The following is a 19,640-nucleotide window of genomic DNA, read 5'->3' on the forward strand; positions in this document are numbered from 1 at the left end:
GGAAAGGAGCGCCTGAATTGACTCAAAATTTCCAAATTGCGATTGACGGACCAGCTTCTTCGGGCAAGTCGACCTTGGCTAAACGCCTGGCCCAACACTATGGTTATATTTACTTGGATACTGGGGCCATGTACCGCTGTCTAAGTTTAGCCGCTAGCCGGGCTGGGATTGCACCAGAAGAGGAAAAGACCTTAAAAAAACTCTTGGAGGAAATTGAGATTTCCTTTCAAGCTTCAGACCAGGGCCAGTTGGTCTATCTGAACGGCGAAGAGGTGACTCGGGCGATTCGTGAGGACCAGGTATCTAACCTGGTCTCTTATTATGCAGCCATTCCCTTGGTTCGCCAGGAATTAGTTAAGCGCCAGCAAGAGATTGCTAGCTGTGCGGCAGGGATCGTCATGGATGGCCGGGACATTGGGACAGTGGTCCTGCCCCAGGCCCAAGTCAAGATTTACTTGATCGCTTCCGTTCATGAGCGAGCCAAGCGTCGCTATCTCGAGAACCAGGACCGCCAGTATTCAGACCAAAGCCTGGAAGAAATTGAAGAAGAAATCCGCCAGCGGGACCATTATGACATGAACCGGGAGGAAAGCCCTTTGCGCCCAGCCCTTGATGCGGTCCATGTCGACAGCTCAGAATTGACCATCGAAGAGGTCCAAGAGCGTTTAATTACCATTATCGACGAAAAAAAGCGTGAGAAAGCTGAAAATATTTAGTGGATCGCTTGTTTTATTAAGGCAAACATGGTAAAATCAACGTTGTAACACTGGTCTCTTGACTGGTGGCTAGTACTTTAGGAGAGGATACAATATATGTCAAACGAATTTGAAGCACAAAATCATGAAGTAGAAGAAACAGAGGCAATGCCATCAATGGAAGATGTCCTTGATCAAACCTTGGACGTTAAAATTGGCGACACTGTTAATGGTGAAGTTTTAACCATCGATGAAAACAACCAATTAATCGTAGGGATCGAAGGCGCCGGCGTTGAAGGCGTTGTGCCATTCCGCGAAATCTCATCAACACCTATCGACAATGTTGAAGACGTAGTTAAAGTTGGCAACGTCATTGAATTGGTTGTTGTTAAACAAATCAAAGAAAAAGAAAACGGTTCTTTCTTACTCTCACGCCGTCGCGTTGAAGCTAAGAAGATCTGGAAAGAACTTGAAGAAAAAGCTGAAAACGACGAAACAATCACTGTTCCCGTTAAGAAAGTGGTTAAGGGTGGTTTAGTTGTTGACGCTGGCGTTCGTGGTTTCATTCCTGCTTCAATGGTAGAAGATCACTTTGTTAAGGACTTCACTCCTTACAAAGACAAAGAATTAGAAGTTAAAATTGTGGAAATCGATCCTGCTGAAAACCGCTTGATCCTATCCCACAAAGAAATCGCTGCTGAAAAGGCTGCTGCTGAACGTGCTGAAAAATTAGAGCAATTCGAAGCTGGTCAAACTGTTACTGGTACAGTTGCGCGTTTAGCTAACTTCGGTGCCTTTATCGATTTAGGCGGCATTGACGGTTTAGTTCACATTTCACAAATTGCTCACCATCACGTGAAGCATCCTTCAGATGTTTTAACTGTTGGCGAAGAAGTAGACGTGAAGATCTTATCTGTTGATGAAGACCGCGGTCGTATTTCACTTTCAATTAAGGAATTAGTTCCTGGACCATGGGAAGATATCGAAGAAAAAGCGCCTAAGGGTGCCGTATTAGATGGTATTGTACGCCGTCTTGTTGACTTTGGTGCCTTCGTTGAAGTATTCCCAGGCGTTGAAGGTTTAGTTCACATTTCACAAATTGCGCATGAGCATGTGAATACACCAGCTGATAAATTATCAGAAGGTCAAGAAGTACAAGTTAAAGTGCTTGATGTGGACCCAGAAGAAAACCGCTTATCATTAAGTATCAAAGCCTTAGAAGAAGCACCTGCTAAAGAAGAAGGCGCTGACCGTGACCACAAACCACGTGCTAAGAAATCTCGTCCAGCACGTAAGAATAACCGTGGCCAAGCTGCACGTCAAAACCAAGCAGCTGAAGAAGATACAGGCTTTACTTTTGGCGACTTATTAGGCGACCAATTAAAAGGATTAGACCTTAGCGACGAAGACTAATCTAAAGATAATGAGTTGAAAATAGAGGCTTGAGCAAAATACTTCATTTTGCCAGCCTTTATTTTTTTATCAGAAAGAAAGTTGTTTAAAGGAGGTTTTTAAATGGCTAATTTAACCATTGCGATTGTGGGACGGCCCAATGTTGGTAAGTCGACCATCTTTAACCGTTTGGCGGGGGACCGGATCTCCATTGTGGAAGATACGCCTGGCGTCACCCGCGACCGGATCTATGCCCATGCGGAGTGGCTAGGCCGACGCTTGAATATTATTGATACCGGTGGGATTGACTTCTCCAATGAATCCTTCCAGGACAAGATTCGCGCCCAAGCAGAGATTGCTATGGAAGAAGCAGACGTTATTGTCATGCTGACCAATGTCCGCGATGGCGTGACCGACACCGATGAAATGATTGCCCAATTGCTCTACCGGACCAATAAGCCCGTTATCTTGGCAGTCAATAAGGTGGACAATGCGGAACAACGGGCGAATATCTATGACTTCTATTCCCTAGGTTTAGGCGATCCTGTGCCAATTTCAGGTGCCCACGGTTTGGGCTTGGGTGAGCTCTTAGAGACGGCATTGAAGCTCAGCCCCCAGGAACCAGACCAGGGCCCTGTGGATGATACCATTTCCTTTGCAGTGATTGGACGGCCAAATGTGGGCAAGTCCTCGATTGTGAACGCCATGCTCGGGGAAGAGCGGGTTATTGTCTCCAATGTTGCTGGAACGACCCGCGATGCTGTTCATACCCAGTTCACAGTGGACAAGCAGAAGTATCGGATTATCGATACAGCTGGCTTGCGCAAGCGGGGGAAGGTCTACGAAAAAACGGAAAAATATTCGGTCCTTCGTTCGATGCGCGCCATTGAAGAAGCCGATGTGGCCCTCCTCGTTTTGAATGCTGAAGAGGGAATCCGCGACCAGGATAAGAATATTGCGGGCTATGCCCATGAAGCGGGGCGTGGCTTGATCATCGTTGTCAACAAGTGGGATGCTCTTAAGAAGGATAATCACACGATGAAAGAATTCGAAGCCGAAATCCGTGCTCACTTCCAATTCATCGACTATGCACCGATTGTCTTTGTTTCAGCTAAGACCAAGCAACGCCTCCACCAATTACCGGAACTAATTAAGCACGTTCATGAGAACCACCAACGCCGGATCCAATCCTCACTTCTCAATGATGTCTTAAACCGGGCCATTACCATTAACCCAGCGCCTTCAGACAAGGGGCGCAAGTTGAGAGTCTATTACCTGACCCAGGTGGCTACAGCTCCTCCTTGCTTTGTTGCTTTCGTTAATGATGTTGATCTGATGCACTTCTCCTATGAACGCTTCCTCGTGAATCAAATCCGAGAATCCTTCGATTTTGAGGGGACACCGATCAAATTAATTACCCGTGAAAGAAAGTAAAAGAGACATAAACTTTATCTAATTTACCTAGAAAAACATTGTAGTGACAAGGCTTCTGTGGTATCCTTAGAATGGATTATCTAAGTAGATAGAGAAATCCTAAAAATGTTTTCAATAAACATTCCGATAATCTTTATCGGAGGAGGTGAACTAAATTGGCAAATAAAGCAGACTTAGTACAAAGTGTTGCTAACGCAGTTGGAGATTCAAAGAAAAACGTGACTCCAGTAGTTGATGCAGTTTTTGAATCCATCCAAGCTTACCTTGAAGAAGGTGAAAAAGTACAAATCATCGGCTTCGGTAACTTCGAAGTTCGTGAACGTGCAGCACGTAAAGGACGTAATCCACAAACAGGTGAAGAAATCCAAATCGCAGCAAGTAAAGTACCTGCCTTCAAACCAGGTAAAGGCTTGAAAGACGCTGTTAAAGGAAATTAATCTCGTCAAAGAGTAGTAAAAGTCAGGTCTTCGAACCTGGCTTTTTATTTTTACTAGTCGCTTCAAGGACTTATCCTTGGGCTGGGCGAACAGTATGCTAAAATATAGCGGAGGAGGAATGCGCATGCAGACTGAAAAAAATATTAGCCGCTTGCTTCAAGCAATCCGCTTGCAGGACCAAGCGGGTATCGACAAATGCTTGGAAGACTTGCAAGCTAACTTCCAGGCTTACAGCCAAGACCAGCTCTTAGACCTGATTGAGGCGGTCCGGACCCTAGGTGACTTGACCAGCTTGCTTAAGATTTATGACTTAGCCCAGGAGGTAGAGCCAGGTAATTTGGAATGGCAGCTCCTGAAGGCAGAGGCCAAGATTGACCAAGGCGCTTACGCGGAAGCTATCGATGACCTGCTGGCCTTAGGTGACGGCCACCCTTACCAGGTGGAGGCCCTCTTGATGCAGGCAGATGCTTATCAAATGCTGTCACTGCCAGAAGTGAGCATGGTCAAACTCCAGGAAGCCCAGGCCCTGGCCCCAGATGAAACAGTCATTCGTTACGGGATTGCCCAATTGAAGTTTGACCAGGGAGACTTCCAATCCGTCTTATTAGACTACCGTCAACTCTTGGATGATGAAGAATTGCCGGACCCAATTCGCGAGAAAGTAGAAGAGAACTATCTTTTTGCCCAGACCGCTGTGGGTAACTTTGATGAAGCCTTGGACCGGCTCCAAAGCAAGAACCCGGAAGAGCGGACGGAGTCTGAAGAGAAGCAATTGGGCCTGCTTTATGCCCTGAACGAAGACTATGAGAAGGCCCAGGGGATCCTGGAATCCTTCTATCTCGAAGACCGATTGACTGCCAAGGAATTGGCCCTCTATGCAGAAGTGAAAGAGGCCTTCCACGAAGACGATGAAGCGCTCAGGATGCTGACCTCTGCCCTTAACAGCCAACCCTTTGATGCGGACTTGTGGGGCCAGCGGGCAAGACTCTACCAGAAGCTCGGTCAAAGTGACCAAGCCCTAGCTGACGCCCAGCAAGCCCTGGCCTTAGACCCTGACTATACGACCATGCATGAACTCATCCTCCACGGCTATCTAGCAGCGGAGGATGGTCAAGCCGCCTTGGACCAGGTCCAAGCTATGCCGGTCGAATCCTATCAGTCAGGCGAATTGGCCTGGCTCGTTGCCCGGACCTATGACTTAAACGAAGACTTCGCTAAGGCCCACGACTACTATCAAAAAGCTTATCCTGACTTAAAAGGAGATGTTAGCTTTGTTTATGACTACTTGCGCTTTATGCGTGAAGAGGGCGACCAAGAAGCGATCGCGCACGTATTAGCTGACCGGCCTGAACTCAAGTCCGACCCGTCCTTCTATCCCTTCTTATCGGACCAAGATATGGGTGAATATTTCTAGGAATAAATGCTATAATGGAAGGGTAATCTTTTGAGACAAAAGAAAAGCGAAAGGATGCGTAAGGATGAAAGTTTTAGTAACAGGATTTTTAGGACGGATGGGGCAGACTTCTGCTCATATGGTGGTTGACCATGAGGGTTTCGACTTGGCTGCCCTGGTTGATATCAGGGCTGATCAAGCCGAAGACCTCAGCGCTTGGCAAGACCTAGCCCCCGTCTACAGCAGTATTGAAGAAGCTTTAGACAAGGAAGCCATCGATGTAGCCATTGATTTCTGCCAACCTGATGCGGCTTACTACAACACCCGCTATTATATTGAACATGGGGTCCATCCCGTTGTTGGGACCACTGGCTTTAGCGCTGACCAGATTGAAGAACTGAAGGAACTGAGCCAAGAAGCCAAACTAGGTGGCATGATTGCGCCTAACTTTGCGATCAGCTCGGTATTAATGCAGGTCTTTGCCCAGCAAGCGGCCAAGTATCTTCCTGATGTTGAGATTATTGAAATGCACCATAATCAAAAATTAGATGCACCAAGTGGGACCGCCCAAAAAACTGCTGAACTCATTTATGAAGAGCGAGGCGATTATGCGAGCGGTCACCCTGATGAAAAAGAACAAATGGCTGGCGCACGGGGCGCCGACTTCCATGGCATCCGCATTCACAGTGTCCGCCTGCCTGGCCTCAACTCCCACCAAGTCGTGCAATTCGGTGGTACTGGTGAAGCGCTGACCATCCGCCAAGATTCCTTTACCCGGGAATCTTATATGAAAGGGGTGGCTATGGCAGTTGACCATGTGATGGCAAGTCAAGAACTGATCTATGGCCTTGAGAATATCCTATGATTCAAGATCCTGTCTTTCAACAGGCCCTGCCTGTCCTCAAGGCCTTAGAAGCAGCAGGCTATGAGGCTTATTTTGTCGGTGGGGCGATTCGGGATGCCTTACTAGGCCTGCCCATCCATGATGTGGACATTGCGACTTCGGCCTACCCCCAAGAGGTCCAAGAAGTCTTTCCCAAACACTTTGATGTGGGCTTAGAACATGGAACTGTAATGGCCTGGTATGAAGGGGAGACCTATGAGATTACGACCTTTCGAACAGAGTCTGGCTACCAGGACTATCGGCGGCCGGACAAAGTTGAATTTGTTCAATCTTTACAGGAGGACCTCCTGCGCCGGGACTTTACCATGAACGCCCTGGCAATGGCTTCAGATGGTCGGATTATCGACTACTTTGAGGGGCAAGAGGCGATTAAAGAGGGGCGGATTGAAGCGGTTGGCGTGGCCAATGAACGTTTCCATGAAGATGCCCTGCGCATGATGCGGGCTGTCCGGTTTGCTAGCCAATTAGATTTCGATATTGCCGAAGAAACCTCCCAAGCTCTCAAGACCAATGCCCCTCTCCTCGAGAAGATTGCCATTGAGCGTATCTTAGTGGAGATGAACAAGTTGTGGCAAGGTAAAAATTGGCAAAAAGGCCTAGCACAGATGCTGGAAGCTGACTTGTGGGCCTATTGCCCTTATCTGGACCGCCAAGTCTTGGAGGCCATGCTAAAACTCTTAGCAGCTAGTCCTTTTGCGGATTCGGATATGGCCTGGGCCTTCTACCTCTATTTAGACCTAGGCCCTGCGGCAGACCGTCAAGCTTACAATCAAGCCAGTCACCAGCTGGCCCGAGCCTGGAAGATGTCCAAGCGTGAAGACCAGCACATTGCCGGCCTGGCTTATGCCTTGGCTGTCCGCCAAGGGCTAAGTGTTTGGGACCCCGAGGCACTCTATCCCCTCGGTTTTGACCTTGCTTGGCAGGTAGAAAAAGTCCTAGACCAGGAAGAAGCTGAGGGAAGCTTGCTGAGCCAGAGCTTTAGTCCAGCGAATCTCGTCGCTTGCCAGGAGAATTGGCAAGCCCTTCCCATTCATTCCTTAAAGGACCTGGCTGTGAATGGCTCGGACTTGATCCAGGCCTTCCATCCCCAAGAAGGGGCACAGATTGGTCGCTGGTTAGGGGCTTTAGAGGCTGCTGTTTTGGCGGGTCAAGTCGCCAATGATAAGGCCAGTCTGCTGGCCTGGCTAAAAGAAGAAATTGCAACGGAGGAGGAACATCTGTGATAAGAAGATATGCCGTGGTAGATATTGAAACAACCGGTCCTTCCTTTAAAGAAGGGGACAAAATCATCCAAATCGGTCTGGTTCAGTTAAGCGACCAAGGCATTGAAGCTGAATACAGCTGGGATGTCCAACCTGGGCAAAAAATTCCTCCGCGCATTGTCGACTTAACTGGAATTACGGATAGGCAGCTGGCCCAGGCCCCGACTTTAAGAGAAATTGCCGATGACTTCCTAGATAAGTTGGGCGACCGGATCTTAGTGGCCCACAATATCAACTTTGACTACAAATTCTTGAGTCGGAGCTTGGAAAAGCTGGGCTATCCGCCGCTTAGCAATGAGGGGATTGACACGGTCGAATTGATCCGTCTCCTCTATCCTTGTGATCAGAGCTATAAGTTAGGGGACTTTGCGGAAAAACATGGCATCAACTTGGTTCATGCCCATACGGCCCTCGATGATGCCCGGGCCACGGGCCAACTTTTGTTACTGATTCAAGAAAGAATTAAAGCCTTGTCTTATGACTTGCTCCAAACGATTCAGCCTTTGACCACGACGATGATCCGACAAACGGGTCTCTACTTCAATGCTTGGGTCGAGGACTGGGCACCGCGGACAAGGGAAGGCTTGGTTAAGAAGGGCCCCTTCTACCTTGCTGAACAGAAGGGGCAGGGCTTGGTCTTTCCTAAACAATTTGGCCAAGACCAGGCTGACTTTGTTGAATTAGAGGGCCGGACCCTCTGCATAGGCCAGGGGGACTGCCAGTTGAGCCCACTCCAGTTGGCTATGTGCCGGGACTTGTCTCAATTCTTTGACCAGGATAAGTCGGGTCTGGCCTGCCTCGATGCGCCTGCAGGTTCGGGCAAGAGCCTGGCCTATCTTCTGGCAGCCTTGCAAGCGCCAGCGGGTCAGTCCAATCTCGTCCTAGCGACCTCAACCCGCTTGCTCCAGGACCGTCTGGCTCAAGAGAGTCTCCAGCAGGCAGCCGATATTCTTGGCCGGCCCTTGCGCTATGTCCAGCTCAAGAGTTCTCGTCACTATATCGACTTGTCCGCTCTAGCGGCCTTCCATGAAGAGGTCTTAACTTCTAAGCAGGTCAAGAAACGGGATGCCTTGCTCTTGGCAGCCCTCATGATCTGGTTGGCCCAAAGTCAGACGGGACTGTTGGTGGAATTGAACCCGGGACTTTTGACCAAGGACTTCAGCTGCAAGCAGGCGACGCAAGCGGCTTGCGACCAGGCCCTGTCTAAGTGGGGCGACCACGCCTATTATGCCCGGGAGTGGGAGGCCATTCCTGAAGCAGACCTGGTTTTAACCAACCAGGCCTTCCTCTGCCAGCACCAGGCGGACTTGGAAGACTGGGGTCTGCTCAGCTCTTCCGGCCTGCTCTTAGTGGATGAGAGCCACCAATTGCTGGATACCCTCCAGGCCCAGGCGACCGCTTCTTGGTCAACTCAGGCCTTTGAGAACCAGCACAAACACTTACAAAAATTGCTGGCTAATCTGATACATTTTCCTGAGGCTTATCAGTTCTCTGGCCAATCTTTTGATGACTTGTACCAGTCCAGTCAATTGATCCAGGATGTCTGGCAGACATTTGACCAGATTATGGCTTATTTGGAAGAGCATTACCGCAAACTTGTCTACTACAAGCAACAGAGCGACCACAAAGATAGCTTTATGCTAAAAGCTGCCTTTCAGGCTTCGGGCCTTTACAATCAGCTCAAGGCTGTCCAGGCCCAGGTGAGAGATCTATCGAATTCTCTTCATCATTTATGCCGGGCTGTCCAAGTTAAGTCAGGCTTTAGCAGCCAGCGCTTGGACCAATTGCAGGACATGGTTTGTTCCCAGCAAGTCATGAATGATCAATTGACCCAGTTAGTTCAAGGAAAGGACTTGGACTATTATGTTCTGGACCTGCTTGAAGCCGGGGAGGACCTTCACTGCCAGCTCCAGGGCAAACCCTTTGAAGACCAGCGCCTACTGGAAGGCTTTCTCGATACTTTGGCCTGTCAGACCGTCTTTATTTCGGCGAGCCCCTTGGCTGACCAACGCTTTGATAGCCAAGCCATCCATTATTCTTATGCCAGCTCCAAGGGTAGCCAGGAAGTTCAGGTCTTGATGGATGGTTTGTCCATTGATAAAATGAATGCCAAAGCGGCAGCAGCTTGGACGGCGGACTGCCTGCTTGAGCTCTGGCCCAAGCATTACCAGCGGGTCTTGGTCTTAGTCAATGCCAAAAAACAGGCCCGCTTAGTCGAAGCTGCCTTAAAAGACCGCCTCGACTACCAGGCCTATCAGAAGCTCTATTGCCAGCTCAACTTCAAACATAGCCATAAACTCTTCCAACTCTTTGACCAGGAAGACCAGGGCCTACTCATCGGTTTACAGAACTTCAGCGAAGGCGTCCACTTCAAGCAAGCTTTGGATCTTGTCGTGCAGCCGCGCTTGCCTTTTGCAGCACCGGAAGCAGCGGATGAATTGGCTAAACAGGCCCTGGCCCGAGAAGAGGCTAGGGATTACTTTGAGAGCGTAGCCCTTCCAGATATGCTGGTCCGGCTCAAGCAAGCCATTGGTCGGGCAGCTAACGGTCAGGGGGACCGAGCGGACTTCCTTTCTTTAGATCAACGGATACTCAAGAGTGCTTATGCCGACCACTTGCAAGCCAGCCTGGCCAGCAGCGCTGACTTTAGACCCGTTCGCCTCCAGGACTTAGAAAACATTTCAAGGAATTTTAGCCAAAATAAAGGATGACAGCATGAAAAAAAGATTACTCTACATCCTAATTGCCGTTCTCACCCTCTATATTGTGCTGACCAATAACGTTTATTTTTCTTCCCAAAAACCACTCATCGATGCGGAAGACGAGGTCAGCCAGCTGGCCCAGGACCACAAGCTATCGGACATCAAAGATTTTTATCTCTTTACCAAGGACGAGACTTGGTACAGTGTTCGGGCAGAAAATGAAGAGGGGCGGGAGGTCTATCTAACTTACCAACCGGACAGTCAAAGGGTGCACACAGGCTTTGTTGACGAGATGGTAACAGAAGAAAATGCCATCGCCTTGACCCAAAACGAATTGCCTGAAGTCGAGGTTAAAGAAGCCCGGCTCGGTTTTGATGAAAAATTTTTCGTTTGGGAGGTAAGTTTTGTCGATAAAGACGGTAATTTAGGGTATCATTATATCAATGCAACTAACGGCACTTGGTATGAAACGATCAATAATTTATAGAAACAATGAGGTGACGCTATGATCTCTGAACGCATCATGAATTTACAAGAATCGAAAACACTAGCTGCTAATGACAAGGCCCGAGAACTCAAGGCCCAGGGTCGGGATATTATTTCACTGACAGTGGGTGAACCAGACTTCGACACACCCCAATATATCTTGGACTATGCCAAGGAAGCCATGTATGCCGGCAAGGGCCACCATTACACGCCAGCCAGCGGGGCTTTAGAATTACGCGAAGCTATCGCCCACTACCATGAAAAACATGACGGTGTTGTCTGTGAGCCAAGTGAAATTTTTGCCGGGAACGGGGGTAAACTTGTCCTCTATTATCTCTTCCAAGTCTTAGTCAATCCTGGCGATGAAGTTCTTATTCCCCAACCTTACTGGGTCAGCTACTATGAGCAGATCCGCCTAGCTGGGGGAAAACCTGTGATTGTTGAAACTAAAGAAAGCAATAATTTTATCTTAACCGTTGAAGAATTGGATGCAGTTTGTACCGATAAGACCAAGCTGCTTGTTCTGAATACCCCTTCCAATCCTTCTGGCGCTGTGCTCAGTCCAGAAGAAATGCGGGCCATCGGTGACTATTGTGTGGACAAGGGCATTCTGATCATTTCCGATGAGATGTACTATCAATTGGTCTACAATGGTACCCAAGCGATTTCCATGGCCTCTATCTCACCCTCTATCCGCAAACAAACCATCGTCGTGAACGGCGCTTCCAAGGCCTATGCTATGACGGGCTGGCGCCTAGGTTATTGCATGGGTGATGAAGATATTATTCGCGCGATGAATAAGTTGGCTAGTCAAGTAAGCGGGAACCCTTCCGGTATTGCCCAATATGCGACGATCGGTGCTTTGACAGGCCCCCAAGATGACCTGGAGGAGATGCGCCAGACCTTTGAAAAACGTTTAAACGCTGCCTATGACCGGATGAAAGCTATACCTGGTTTTAATCTAGCAGCTAAACCGCGGGGCGCCTTCTATCTCTTCCCTAATTGTAGTGAAGCTGCAGCCTTAACCGGCTATGCAACGGTCGATGACTTTGCTATGGCTCTCTTGGAGGAGGCTGGGGTAGCTAGTGTGGTTGGGAGTGCTTTTGGTATGCCAGACTTCTTGCGCTTCTCCTATGCAGCTGACCAAGACAAGTTCCTTGAAGCCATGGACCGGATTGACAACTTTATGACAGACCACCAAGTCCAAGCGTAAAGACTTAGAAAGTGAGCATGATCAAGATTGAAAATCGAAAAATATACGGTTTTGCGGACACTCCTTCTTGAGATGTATCACGAAATAGGCATCACCAATGAGGAGATGCTTTTTTTCATACATTTGATTAGTTTCCAGCAAGATAATGTGGAATTCCCCAGCTTTTCTATGCTGATGAAGCGGATGGGGATGACCCGGGATGAGATCTTAAGCTTGATTAATTCCTTAGTGGACCGCCAGTACTTGCGGATTGATAGTAAGAAAAATGAAAATAACCAACAAACGGAGTACTATAACCTGGAATTCTTGTATAATAGGATTGACGCCTTAGTCAAGCAGCGGCAAGCCGAAGAAGAGAGTAAACAAACAGAAGACCAAGAAGCCGAGATCTTCCAAGTCTTGGAGACTGAATTTGGCCGGCCCCTGTCACCTATTGAATACCAAGAGGTGGTAGACTGGCTGCATAAGGATAAGTTTCCAACTGACATGATCTTTGAAGCCATCAAGGAAGCTGTCCTGGCCCAGGCCTATAGCCTGCGCTATATTGACAAGGTTTTAATGAATTGGCGACGCAATCCCAAGCAAAGGAACGTTAAGCAAAGGGACCAACACTCGCTTTCAGACCTGCCACCAGCACCTATGAAGAAAATTATCAAAAAAGACCAGGAGTAAGGAGCTAGCAACTTGGATAATATGACCGAGCAAAAACTGCATACCCTACGTGTCTTGTTACGGTCCCATCAACTAATGATGCGGGCCCTCAAGCAAGACATGAGGACTTATGGATTGACTGAAAATGAATTTATGATACTCGAATATCTTTTGAACAAGGGACCCCATGTCGTCCAAGACATCAAGGAACACCTGCTTATCCCCAACAGTTCGGTGACCTACGTGATCGATTGTTTGGAAGGCAAGGGGCTAGTTAAACGGGAACGGTCGTCAAAGGATATGCGCCGGATTATCATTGCTTTAACCCCCAAAGGACAGCGTAAGATAGCTGCTGACTATGAAGAACATAAGGACTATGTCAACCAGCTTTTCTCTGTCCTTGATGCGGATGAATTGAAGCGCCTGCGACTGATTCATAAGAAATTAGGCTTCCAGGCCGAAGAGTATTACAAGCGCGACCAAAAATGAAAGGAGGATGCCCATGCCAAGGAAGAACAGCCCGGAAAAGAGCCCTGAACAAGAAGCCTTCCCCAAAGCTGAGATCCAACGAACGGATAACCAGGAACTATTGATTAACGGCCAGCCTTTTATTGTTAAGGAATGGAGCCAGGAAGAGGCCATCGATTTGGAAGCTTTAGCTGACCGCTATATGCCGATTCTGGATACTTATGACTATATCGTCGGCGACTGGGCCTATGAACAAGTTCGTCTAAAGGGCTTTTATAAAGATGATGTACCCCATGTACCCCTGGAGCGTAAGATCTCACACCTAACGGATTATCTCTTGGAGTACTGTAATTTTGCCTGCGACTATTTTGTCTTGGAACACCAGCGCGACGAGGAAGAACGCCAAGAGCGCAACCGTCAATTGAAAAAACGGCCCAAAAAGAACCGAAACAATAAGAACTATAAGAAGAAAAGCCAGCGCAAGGATAAGGGCAAGAACAAGTCACACAAGCGCCATCGGGATAAGAAGGCTAATTTCAGTATTAAAACGGATAAAAGCTCGACCAAGTCCTCAAATAAAGGCGTTAAGCGTAAGACGATTACCCAGGGCAATAAGAAAAAAGAGGGCTTTAAAATTCGTTCAACGAAAGGAAAAAAATAAGCATGAAAAAGAAACGTGCCATGTTTTTAGACTTGGATGGAACGGTCTACAAGGGCAAGTCCGCCATTCCTGGTGCTCGGGAATGGATCGAGCAGATGCGTGCTGCCCAGGAGCCTTTCCTCTTTGTGACTAATAATTCTATGCGGTCCCACCAGGAAGCTGTCCAGTTCTTGGCGGACTACCACCAGATTGAGGCGGAGCCTGATCAAGTTTATACTAGCGTGGACGCCTTGTCTCATTTATTGGGGCAGGAAGCCAGCCAAGCTGGACAGAAGGCTTATGTCATGGGGAGCGATTATTTGAAGGCTACGGTAGCAGAAGAAGGCTATCAGATCGTTTCTGATCCCTTGGCCGAGCCAGTTGAGCTCTTAGTCATGGGCTTAGACCAAAGTGTGACCTACCAAGAACTCGCCCAGTGCGCCTATGCTGCCCAGTCAGGCGCCAAGTTTTATTTAAGCAATCCGGATATCCAATTTCCTTCCAGCCATGGCTTTGTTCCTGGGGCAGGGGCCTTGGGTGAATTGGTGGCCCATGTGTCCCGAACCGAGCCGATTGTCTGCGGCAAGCCTAGCCCCAATATTATCCTCGGTGCCTTGGAGCTCTTGGGCCTCGAAGCGGATGAAGTCGTGATGCTAGGGGATAACCTGACCACGGATATTTTGGCTGCTAACCGGGCTGGTCTTTCAACGATCTTAATTGAGACCGGAGTTCACCAGAGAGCCGACATTGACCAATTAAATATTGAACCTACCTGGCTGGTGAAGGACTATCAAGAGCTGATGGACTTATGGCCAAGTATCTAAAAGCCGGCCTAGTGACCTTAAGCCTCTTAATTGGGCTAGTAGCAGGCGGCTTGCTATTGACGATTTGGTGCTTGCCCCTCTATCTCTTGGTCTTGTATGCCGGCAATCTAGCTGAGCGAGTGGGCTTGACCAATCAAGAAGTCCTCCATGACTACTGGCAGATGCTCACTTATTTGAATTTTCCATGGCGGACAGGACTAGACTTTGCTTATTTTCCTTCTTCCGCCTCAGCCCGTTTCCATTTTTACGAGGTCAAGCAGCTCTTTTTGATGGTCTATCCGACTTTCCTAGCTGGCCTCGGCTTCAGCTGGCTCCTCACTAGGAAGCCTTTAAAAGCAGGCACCCTTTACCTTCTTTATCGGATTTTTGCTTACCTGCGTTATCTGCCCCTTATAGCTATTATCGGCTTAACGTTGAACTTCAACCGCGTCTTTGTTCTCTTCCATCAAGTTTTGTTTGATAACCAGGCCTGGCTCTTTGATCCCGCAACAGATCCAATTATTGAAGTCCTACCAGAAAGTTATTTTATGCTCTGCTTTATCCTCTTCTTTGTTCTCTTTCAGTTAGGGATTCAAGGACTTTATGCTTGTTTGAAAAAGAAATTGCAAAGAATATAAAAATAGCGCTTAGCTGAATTTATTTTTCAGCTAAGCGCTATTTGTTTTTATTTTGTTTTGTCCTCTTTCAGTAAGTCAGAGGAGTGCAAGGGGCTGATGCGTTTTTCCGGATAGATGTAGTGGTAGGCAGCGTTGATGGCGGTAGGGGCTTCGCCAAAGCCAGAAACAATTAAGTCGCTTTTACCCGGATAGCCTGCAATGTCGCCAATGGCAAAGATACCAGGCAGGTTTGTTTGGCAGTGACCGTCGACTAGGACTTTATTCTTTTCGATGTCCAGTCCCCAATTCTTAATTTCGCCTAGGGAAGAAGTAAAGCCATAAGCCATGATGACTTGGTCTACTGGGATACGTTGGCCTTCGTCTGACCGTGCTTTTTGCAGGTGGATGGCAGAGAGATTGATGCCGTCTCCCTCTAGGCCAGTTGGGACATAGGGGGTGATGAAGTTAATGTTGTCCTTTTGCCGGGCGGCTTCAACGGAGTATTCATGGGCCCGGAAGCGGTCGCGGCGGTGGATCAGATAGATTTCCTTAGCGTAATCGCTCAGGGCCAGGGCTGTATCGAGGGCACTGTCGCCGCCTCCGCAGATGGCGACATTCTTACCCGCATAAGCCGTATAATTGCTGACGAAATAGGCGACGCCGCGGTTTTCATAATGGTCTAATTGGTCCAGGTCAACCTTGCGGGGGCTGAAAGAGCCATTACCAGCTGCAATGATGACTGCCTTAGCGCGATAGGTCGCACGGCTAGTTTCTACGACAAATTCCTCATTATCGTTTTCTAAATTTAAAACTTCTTGGTTGAGGCTGAATTGGGTGGTCGCATGGAAGCGGGCCAGCTGTTGGGATAAGCGGTCGATGAGTTCCGCCCCCGAAATTTCGGGATAGGCAGGGATGTCATAGATGATCTTGTCGGGGTAGAGAGCCTTGGGTTGGCCGCCTAATTCAGGCAAGCTATCAATAATATTTACGCTCAACTGGCGCATACCAGCATAGAAAGCCGCAAAAAGGGCACTAGGGCCAGCACCAATAATGATCAGATCACTTGAGAGAGTTTCCATAGAACGTCCTTTCTATATAAATGCTTTAAAAATTAAAGAAGCTATTAAGGAGTAGGGTCACGACAATACCTGTCAGAATGCCACCAATAACCTCTGAAGGCTTGTGGCCTAAATAATCATCGATAACGAGCTTGCTCTCCTTAATGGCTTTCAATTGGCGATTGAGGACAGGATCGTCTTCTTTAGCTGCTCGCTCTTCGAGAATCAAGAGCAATTGGCGAAGAAGCATGCCCTGCTCACCACTTTGCCGCCGGACCCCCATGGCATCGAACATAATAATCACGCCAAAACACACCCCAATCGCAACGTAGGCGGATTGGTAGCCATATTTAAGGATAAGCGCAGTAATCAAGGCTGTCACAGCAGCCGAATGAGAACTGGGCATACTCCCTGTCGCATGGAGCAAGGCAAGTTTGGCATTGCTCTTGCGCATTAAGAGCGCGATGGGAAATTTTAGGGCTTGGGCAACAACAATGGCACTGAGGGTTGCCACAAGCGGTAGGTTAGTTAGTACGTCCATAGGGCCTCCGGTAATTTTTTTGGCTACATGTAAAAGTATGCTGTCGATTGGACAGCTACTTAATAAATATAACATAAATCTCACCATTAGAGAACTAGCGATAACTATACATTTTCTTTAACTATTGGTACAATAGAGAGGAATAGAAATAAAAAATATGTATAGTTTTAGAGGAGGAATGTTATGTCATTTCCACAATTAGAAGAACAAGCTAAAGAAATTAAAGCAATCATTAAAACCAAGCAAGGGCAAATTGAAGTCGCTCTTTTTCCTGAATTAGCACCAAAAGCTGTCGAAAACTTTATCCAACATGCTAAAGAGGGTTACTACGATGGTGTGATCTTCCACCGGGTCATCCCTAACTTCATGATCCAGGGCGGGGACCCAACTGGAACGGGCCGCGGCGGAGAGTCCATTTACGGCCAGGCCTTTGAGGATGAATTCAATCTCTCTCTCTTTAATATTAAGGGCGCCCTGTCTATGGCCAATGCAGGACCTAATACCAATGGCTCACAATTCTTTATTGTCTCAGCTGGACCAGTTGATGCCAGCATGGTCAGCCAATTGCGGGCTGGCGGTTGGCCTGAGGAAATCGTTGAAGCCTATGCTGAGAAGGGGGGGACCCCTTGGTTAGACCACCGGCACACAGTTTTTGGCCAAGTAAGGGAAGGTCAAGAGGTGGTCAGCCAGATTGAAAATGTTGACCGGGATGGCCAAGATAAACCACTAGAAGATGTTGTTATTGAAGGGATCCAGATTATTGATCCAGAAAGTGATGCCTAATGACCAAGACATTCGCGATTGGAGATATTGTTAAGGGGAAGGTGACAGGTATTCAAAGCTATGGCATCTTCGTGAGTCTCGGCGCTAATCACCAGGGCCTCATCCATATTTCTGAAATCAACCACGGCTTTGTTAAGGATATTTATAACCAGTATGAGATTGGTGAAGAAGTCACAGCCAAGATTATCGATATTGATGAATACAGCCAAAAGATTTCCCTGTCGCTAAGAGCGCTCCAACCCCTCTTCAAAAATAAAAAACCAGCCCGCGGTAACTGGCACAAGCACCACCATCCCAAAGATTACGGTTTTAGTTTGATTGCTGAGAACCTGCCTGAATGGGTGGATGAAGGTCTTGCCAATATCCAGTCGGGCCTAGTCAAGGATTACCACGAAAACCATTTTAATAAGTAAGGAGTCTAACTATGGCAGATTTAAAATTAGATATCTCAAAACTCGATCCCTTTATTTCCCAGCATGAAATTGACTATATGCAAAGTGAAGTCAGCCAAGCCCACCAGCTGCTACGTTCTGGCAAGGGGCCTGGCCATGAGTTTACGGATTGGTTGGACCTACCCTTGGACTATGACAAGGAAGAATACCAACGTATTAAGGAAGCAGCTAAAAAGATTCAAGCCGAGTCCGATGTTCTCCTGGTATTAGGGATTGGTGGTTCTTATCTTGGGGCTAAGGCAGCCATTTCTTTCCTAACCCACCAATTTGTCCAAGAAAGCAAGTTGGAAATCATCTTCGCGGGTAATAGCCTGAGTGCTACTTACCTCAGCGAGGTTATGGACGCTTTAGAGGGCAAAGATTTTTCGATTAATGTGATCTCCAAGTCTGGAACCACGACTGAAACCTCAATTGCCTTCCGTATCTTCAAGAAGCGTTTGATCGACCAATATGGGGAAGAAGAAGCTAAGTCCCGGATTTATGCAACGACTGACCAAGCGAAAGGGGCCTTGAAGGCAGAGGCTGACCAGATGGGCTATGAAAGTTTTGTTATTCCTGATGGTGTCGGTGGTCGTTTTACCGTTCTGACGGCAGTGGGCCTCCTACCTATTGCAGCAAGTGGTGCTAATACGGATGAGCTCTTGGCTGGTGCCCAAGCGGCCCACCAGGCTTATCAAGATCCTGAATTGAACAAGAACGACGCCTATCTTTATGCCGCAATCCGAAATATTTTATACCGCAAGGGCTATAACACGGAAATTCTCGTTAACTATGAGCCTAAATTAAAATATTTTGCTGAATGGTGGAAGCAACTGTTTGGGGAATCAGAAGGTAAGGACGGTAAAGGAATTTATCCAAGTAGCGCTAACTTTTCGACAGACCTTCATTCCCTAGGCCAATATATCCAAGACGGTCGCCGTATCCTCTTTGAAACGGTGGTTAAAGTTGAGGAGACTGAAAAGGATATTAAAATCCCAAGCCTAGCTGAAGATAGTGATGGGCTTGCTTATTTAGAAGGCCAATCCGTTGATGAGGTCAATACCAAGGCTTTCCAAGGGACCCTACTTGCTCACACGGATGGGGGCGTTCCTAATCTAGTTCTCCATGCGCCAGCAATCAACGCACATACGCTGGGCCAATTGATTTATTTCTTTGAAATCGCCGTCGCTATTTCTGGCTATCTTAACGGGGTGAATCCTTTTGATCAACCAGGTGTGGAAGCTTATAAGAGAAATATGTTCGCTCTTTTAGGTCGAGAAGGTTACGAAGAACTTGCTCAAGAATTGAACGAACGCCTATAAATTAGAGATTTGATAAGGGTTTAAAGCCAACTGATAAAAAAGTTGGCTTTTTTTATGAAAAAGAGTTGACGAAGGGAAGAGAAGGAGGTATAATAACTTTTGTTGCTGATCGAGATCACCTCGAAATCGATCGCCAACAAAAATAAGTTAAAAAAAGTGTTGACAAGTTTCGATGACTTCGATATACTAATTAAGTCGCTTGATTCAAGCCTTCGAGGCAAAGAACAAGCGGGCGATCATCAAATCGAAAAAATAAAAAAACTTTTTTTAAAAAAGTTCTTGACAAGATTTCGATAAAGATGATATAATAATTGAGTCGCTTCGATGAGGCGACGAGATAGACCTTTGAAAACTGAACAAAGAAGACGAACCAATTGTGTAGGGCATCAACTTCGAGTTGATGAACCA

General features: G+C 47.5%; 21 protein-coding genes. 18 read left to right on the top strand and 3 right to left on the bottom strand.

From position 1 onward, the window contains the following. The first annotated feature begins 17 nt into the window (after positions 1-17). The 15 genes from cmk to QP339_RS02690 all read left to right on the top strand — a co-directional run bounded on the left by cmk (position 18) and on the right by QP339_RS02690 (position 15,118). Positions 18-716 carry a (d)CMP kinase gene (gene cmk, locus QP339_RS02620; RefSeq protein ID WP_284910303.1) on the top strand — a complete coding sequence of 233 codons (699 nt, stop codon included), beginning with the start codon at positions 18-20 and terminating at the stop codon, positions 714-716. 96 nt (positions 717-812) lie between these two features. Beyond that, positions 813-2,108, top strand: coding sequence for a 30S ribosomal protein S1 (gene rpsA, locus QP339_RS02625; protein WP_502869643.1), 1,296 nt, complete (start codon positions 813-815; stop codon positions 2,106-2,108). A 102-nt stretch (positions 2,109-2,210) separates the two neighbouring features. Continuing rightward, the gene (gene der, locus QP339_RS02630; protein WP_284910304.1) at positions 2,211-3,521 is read left to right on the top strand and encodes a ribosome biogenesis GTPase Der; all 1,311 of its coding nucleotides are present in this window, start codon (positions 2,211-2,213) and stop codon (positions 3,519-3,521) included. 155 nt (positions 3,522-3,676) lie between these two features. Then, positions 3,677-3,958, top strand: coding sequence for a non-specific DNA-binding protein Hbs (hbs, locus tag QP339_RS02635; protein WP_067971897.1), 282 nt, complete (start codon positions 3,677-3,679; stop codon positions 3,956-3,958). Positions 3,959-4,082: 124 nt separating this feature from the next. Then, complete coding sequence (locus QP339_RS02640) at positions 4,083-5,372, top strand: tetratricopeptide repeat protein (protein ID WP_284910305.1); 1,290 nt, start codon at positions 4,083-4,085, stop codon at positions 5,370-5,372. A 64-nt stretch (positions 5,373-5,436) separates the two neighbouring features. After that, a complete protein-coding gene (dapB, locus tag QP339_RS02645) occupies positions 5,437-6,216 on the top strand; it encodes a 4-hydroxy-tetrahydrodipicolinate reductase (RefSeq protein ID WP_284910306.1) in 780 nt (259 codons plus the stop codon). Continuing rightward, positions 6,213-7,478, top strand: coding sequence for a CCA tRNA nucleotidyltransferase (locus QP339_RS02650; RefSeq protein WP_284910307.1), 1,266 nt, complete (start codon positions 6,213-6,215; stop codon positions 7,476-7,478). Before dapB ends, QP339_RS02650 begins: the two co-directional genes overlap by 4 nt. After that, positions 7,475-10,228 carry an exonuclease domain-containing protein gene (locus tag QP339_RS02655; protein WP_284910308.1) on the top strand — a complete coding sequence of 918 codons (2,754 nt, stop codon included), beginning with the start codon at positions 7,475-7,477 and terminating at the stop codon, positions 10,226-10,228. Before QP339_RS02650 ends, QP339_RS02655 begins: the two co-directional genes overlap by 4 nt. A 4-nt stretch (positions 10,229-10,232) precedes the next feature. Next, positions 10,233-10,706 carry a cell wall elongation regulator TseB-like domain-containing protein gene (locus QP339_RS02660; RefSeq protein WP_284910309.1) on the top strand — a complete coding sequence of 158 codons (474 nt, stop codon included), beginning with the start codon at positions 10,233-10,235 and terminating at the stop codon, positions 10,704-10,706. 18 nt (positions 10,707-10,724) lie between these two features. After that, positions 10,725-11,918, top strand: coding sequence for a pyridoxal phosphate-dependent aminotransferase (locus tag QP339_RS02665; protein WP_284910310.1), 1,194 nt, complete (start codon positions 10,725-10,727; stop codon positions 11,916-11,918). Between the two features lie 51 nt (positions 11,919-11,969). Continuing rightward, a complete protein-coding gene (locus QP339_RS02670) occupies positions 11,970-12,590 on the top strand; it encodes a DnaD domain protein (RefSeq protein ID WP_371440390.1) in 621 nt (206 codons plus the stop codon). Positions 12,591-12,611: 21 nt separating this feature from the next. Next, on the top strand, positions 12,612-13,058 hold the full coding sequence (locus QP339_RS02675; RefSeq protein WP_070617934.1) for a MarR family winged helix-turn-helix transcriptional regulator: 447 nt from the start codon (positions 12,612-12,614) through the stop codon (positions 13,056-13,058). A gap of 13 nt (positions 13,059-13,071) precedes the next feature. Beyond that, positions 13,072-13,698: a YutD family protein gene (locus QP339_RS02680; protein WP_284910311.1), complete on the top strand. Its 627-nt coding sequence runs from the start codon at positions 13,072-13,074 to the stop codon at positions 13,696-13,698. Between the two features lie 2 nt (positions 13,699-13,700). Then, positions 13,701-14,501, top strand: a complete 801-nt coding sequence (locus QP339_RS02685) for an HAD-IIA family hydrolase (RefSeq protein WP_284910312.1) — start codon at positions 13,701-13,703, stop codon at positions 14,499-14,501. After that, complete coding sequence (locus QP339_RS02690; RefSeq protein ID WP_070617904.1) at positions 14,486-15,118, top strand: TIGR01906 family membrane protein; 633 nt, start codon at positions 14,486-14,488, stop codon at positions 15,116-15,118. Before QP339_RS02685 ends, QP339_RS02690 begins: the two co-directional genes overlap by 16 nt. A gap of 47 nt (positions 15,119-15,165) precedes the next feature. Here the strand turns inward: QP339_RS02690 and QP339_RS02695 are convergent, their stop codons facing one another. Together QP339_RS02695 and QP339_RS02700 are read right to left on the bottom strand one after the other, a co-directional pair. Next, positions 15,166-16,176 carry an NAD(P)/FAD-dependent oxidoreductase gene (locus QP339_RS02695; RefSeq protein ID WP_284910313.1) on the bottom strand — a complete coding sequence of 337 codons (1,011 nt, stop codon included), beginning with the start codon at positions 16,174-16,176 and terminating at the stop codon, positions 15,166-15,168. 25 nt (positions 16,177-16,201) lie between these two features. Then, entirely contained in the window at positions 16,202-16,696 is a 495-nt protein-coding gene (locus QP339_RS02700; RefSeq protein WP_284910314.1) for a divergent PAP2 family protein, read from the bottom strand. 183 nt (positions 16,697-16,879) lie between these two features. On the opposite strand from QP339_RS02700, the gene QP339_RS02705 reads away from it, so the two are divergent. The 3 genes from QP339_RS02705 to QP339_RS02715 are packed head-to-tail and all read left to right on the top strand — an operon-like array spanning position 16,880 to position 19,232. Beyond that, complete coding sequence (locus QP339_RS02705; protein WP_284910315.1) at positions 16,880-17,479, top strand: peptidylprolyl isomerase; 600 nt, start codon at positions 16,880-16,882, stop codon at positions 17,477-17,479. Next, positions 17,479-17,892 carry a CvfD/Ygs/GSP13 family RNA-binding post-transcriptional regulator gene (locus QP339_RS02710; protein ID WP_284910316.1) on the top strand — a complete coding sequence of 138 codons (414 nt, stop codon included), beginning with the start codon at positions 17,479-17,481 and terminating at the stop codon, positions 17,890-17,892. The genes QP339_RS02705 and QP339_RS02710 overlap by 1 nt, the downstream gene beginning before the upstream one ends. A gap of 11 nt (positions 17,893-17,903) precedes the next feature. Next, complete coding sequence (locus QP339_RS02715; protein WP_284910317.1) at positions 17,904-19,232, top strand: glucose-6-phosphate isomerase; 1,329 nt, start codon at positions 17,904-17,906, stop codon at positions 19,230-19,232. Between the two features lie 190 nt (positions 19,233-19,422). Here the strand turns inward: QP339_RS02715 and QP339_RS02720 are convergent. Beyond that, on the bottom strand, positions 19,423-19,640 hold a 218-nt coding region (locus tag QP339_RS02720; protein WP_284910318.1), incomplete at its 5' end, for a hypothetical protein.

The sequence above is a fragment of the Aerococcus sp. UMB7834 genome (assembly GCF_030215145.1).
In the GTDB taxonomy this organism is placed as follows: domain Bacteria; phylum Bacillota; class Bacilli; order Lactobacillales; family Aerococcaceae; genus Aerococcus.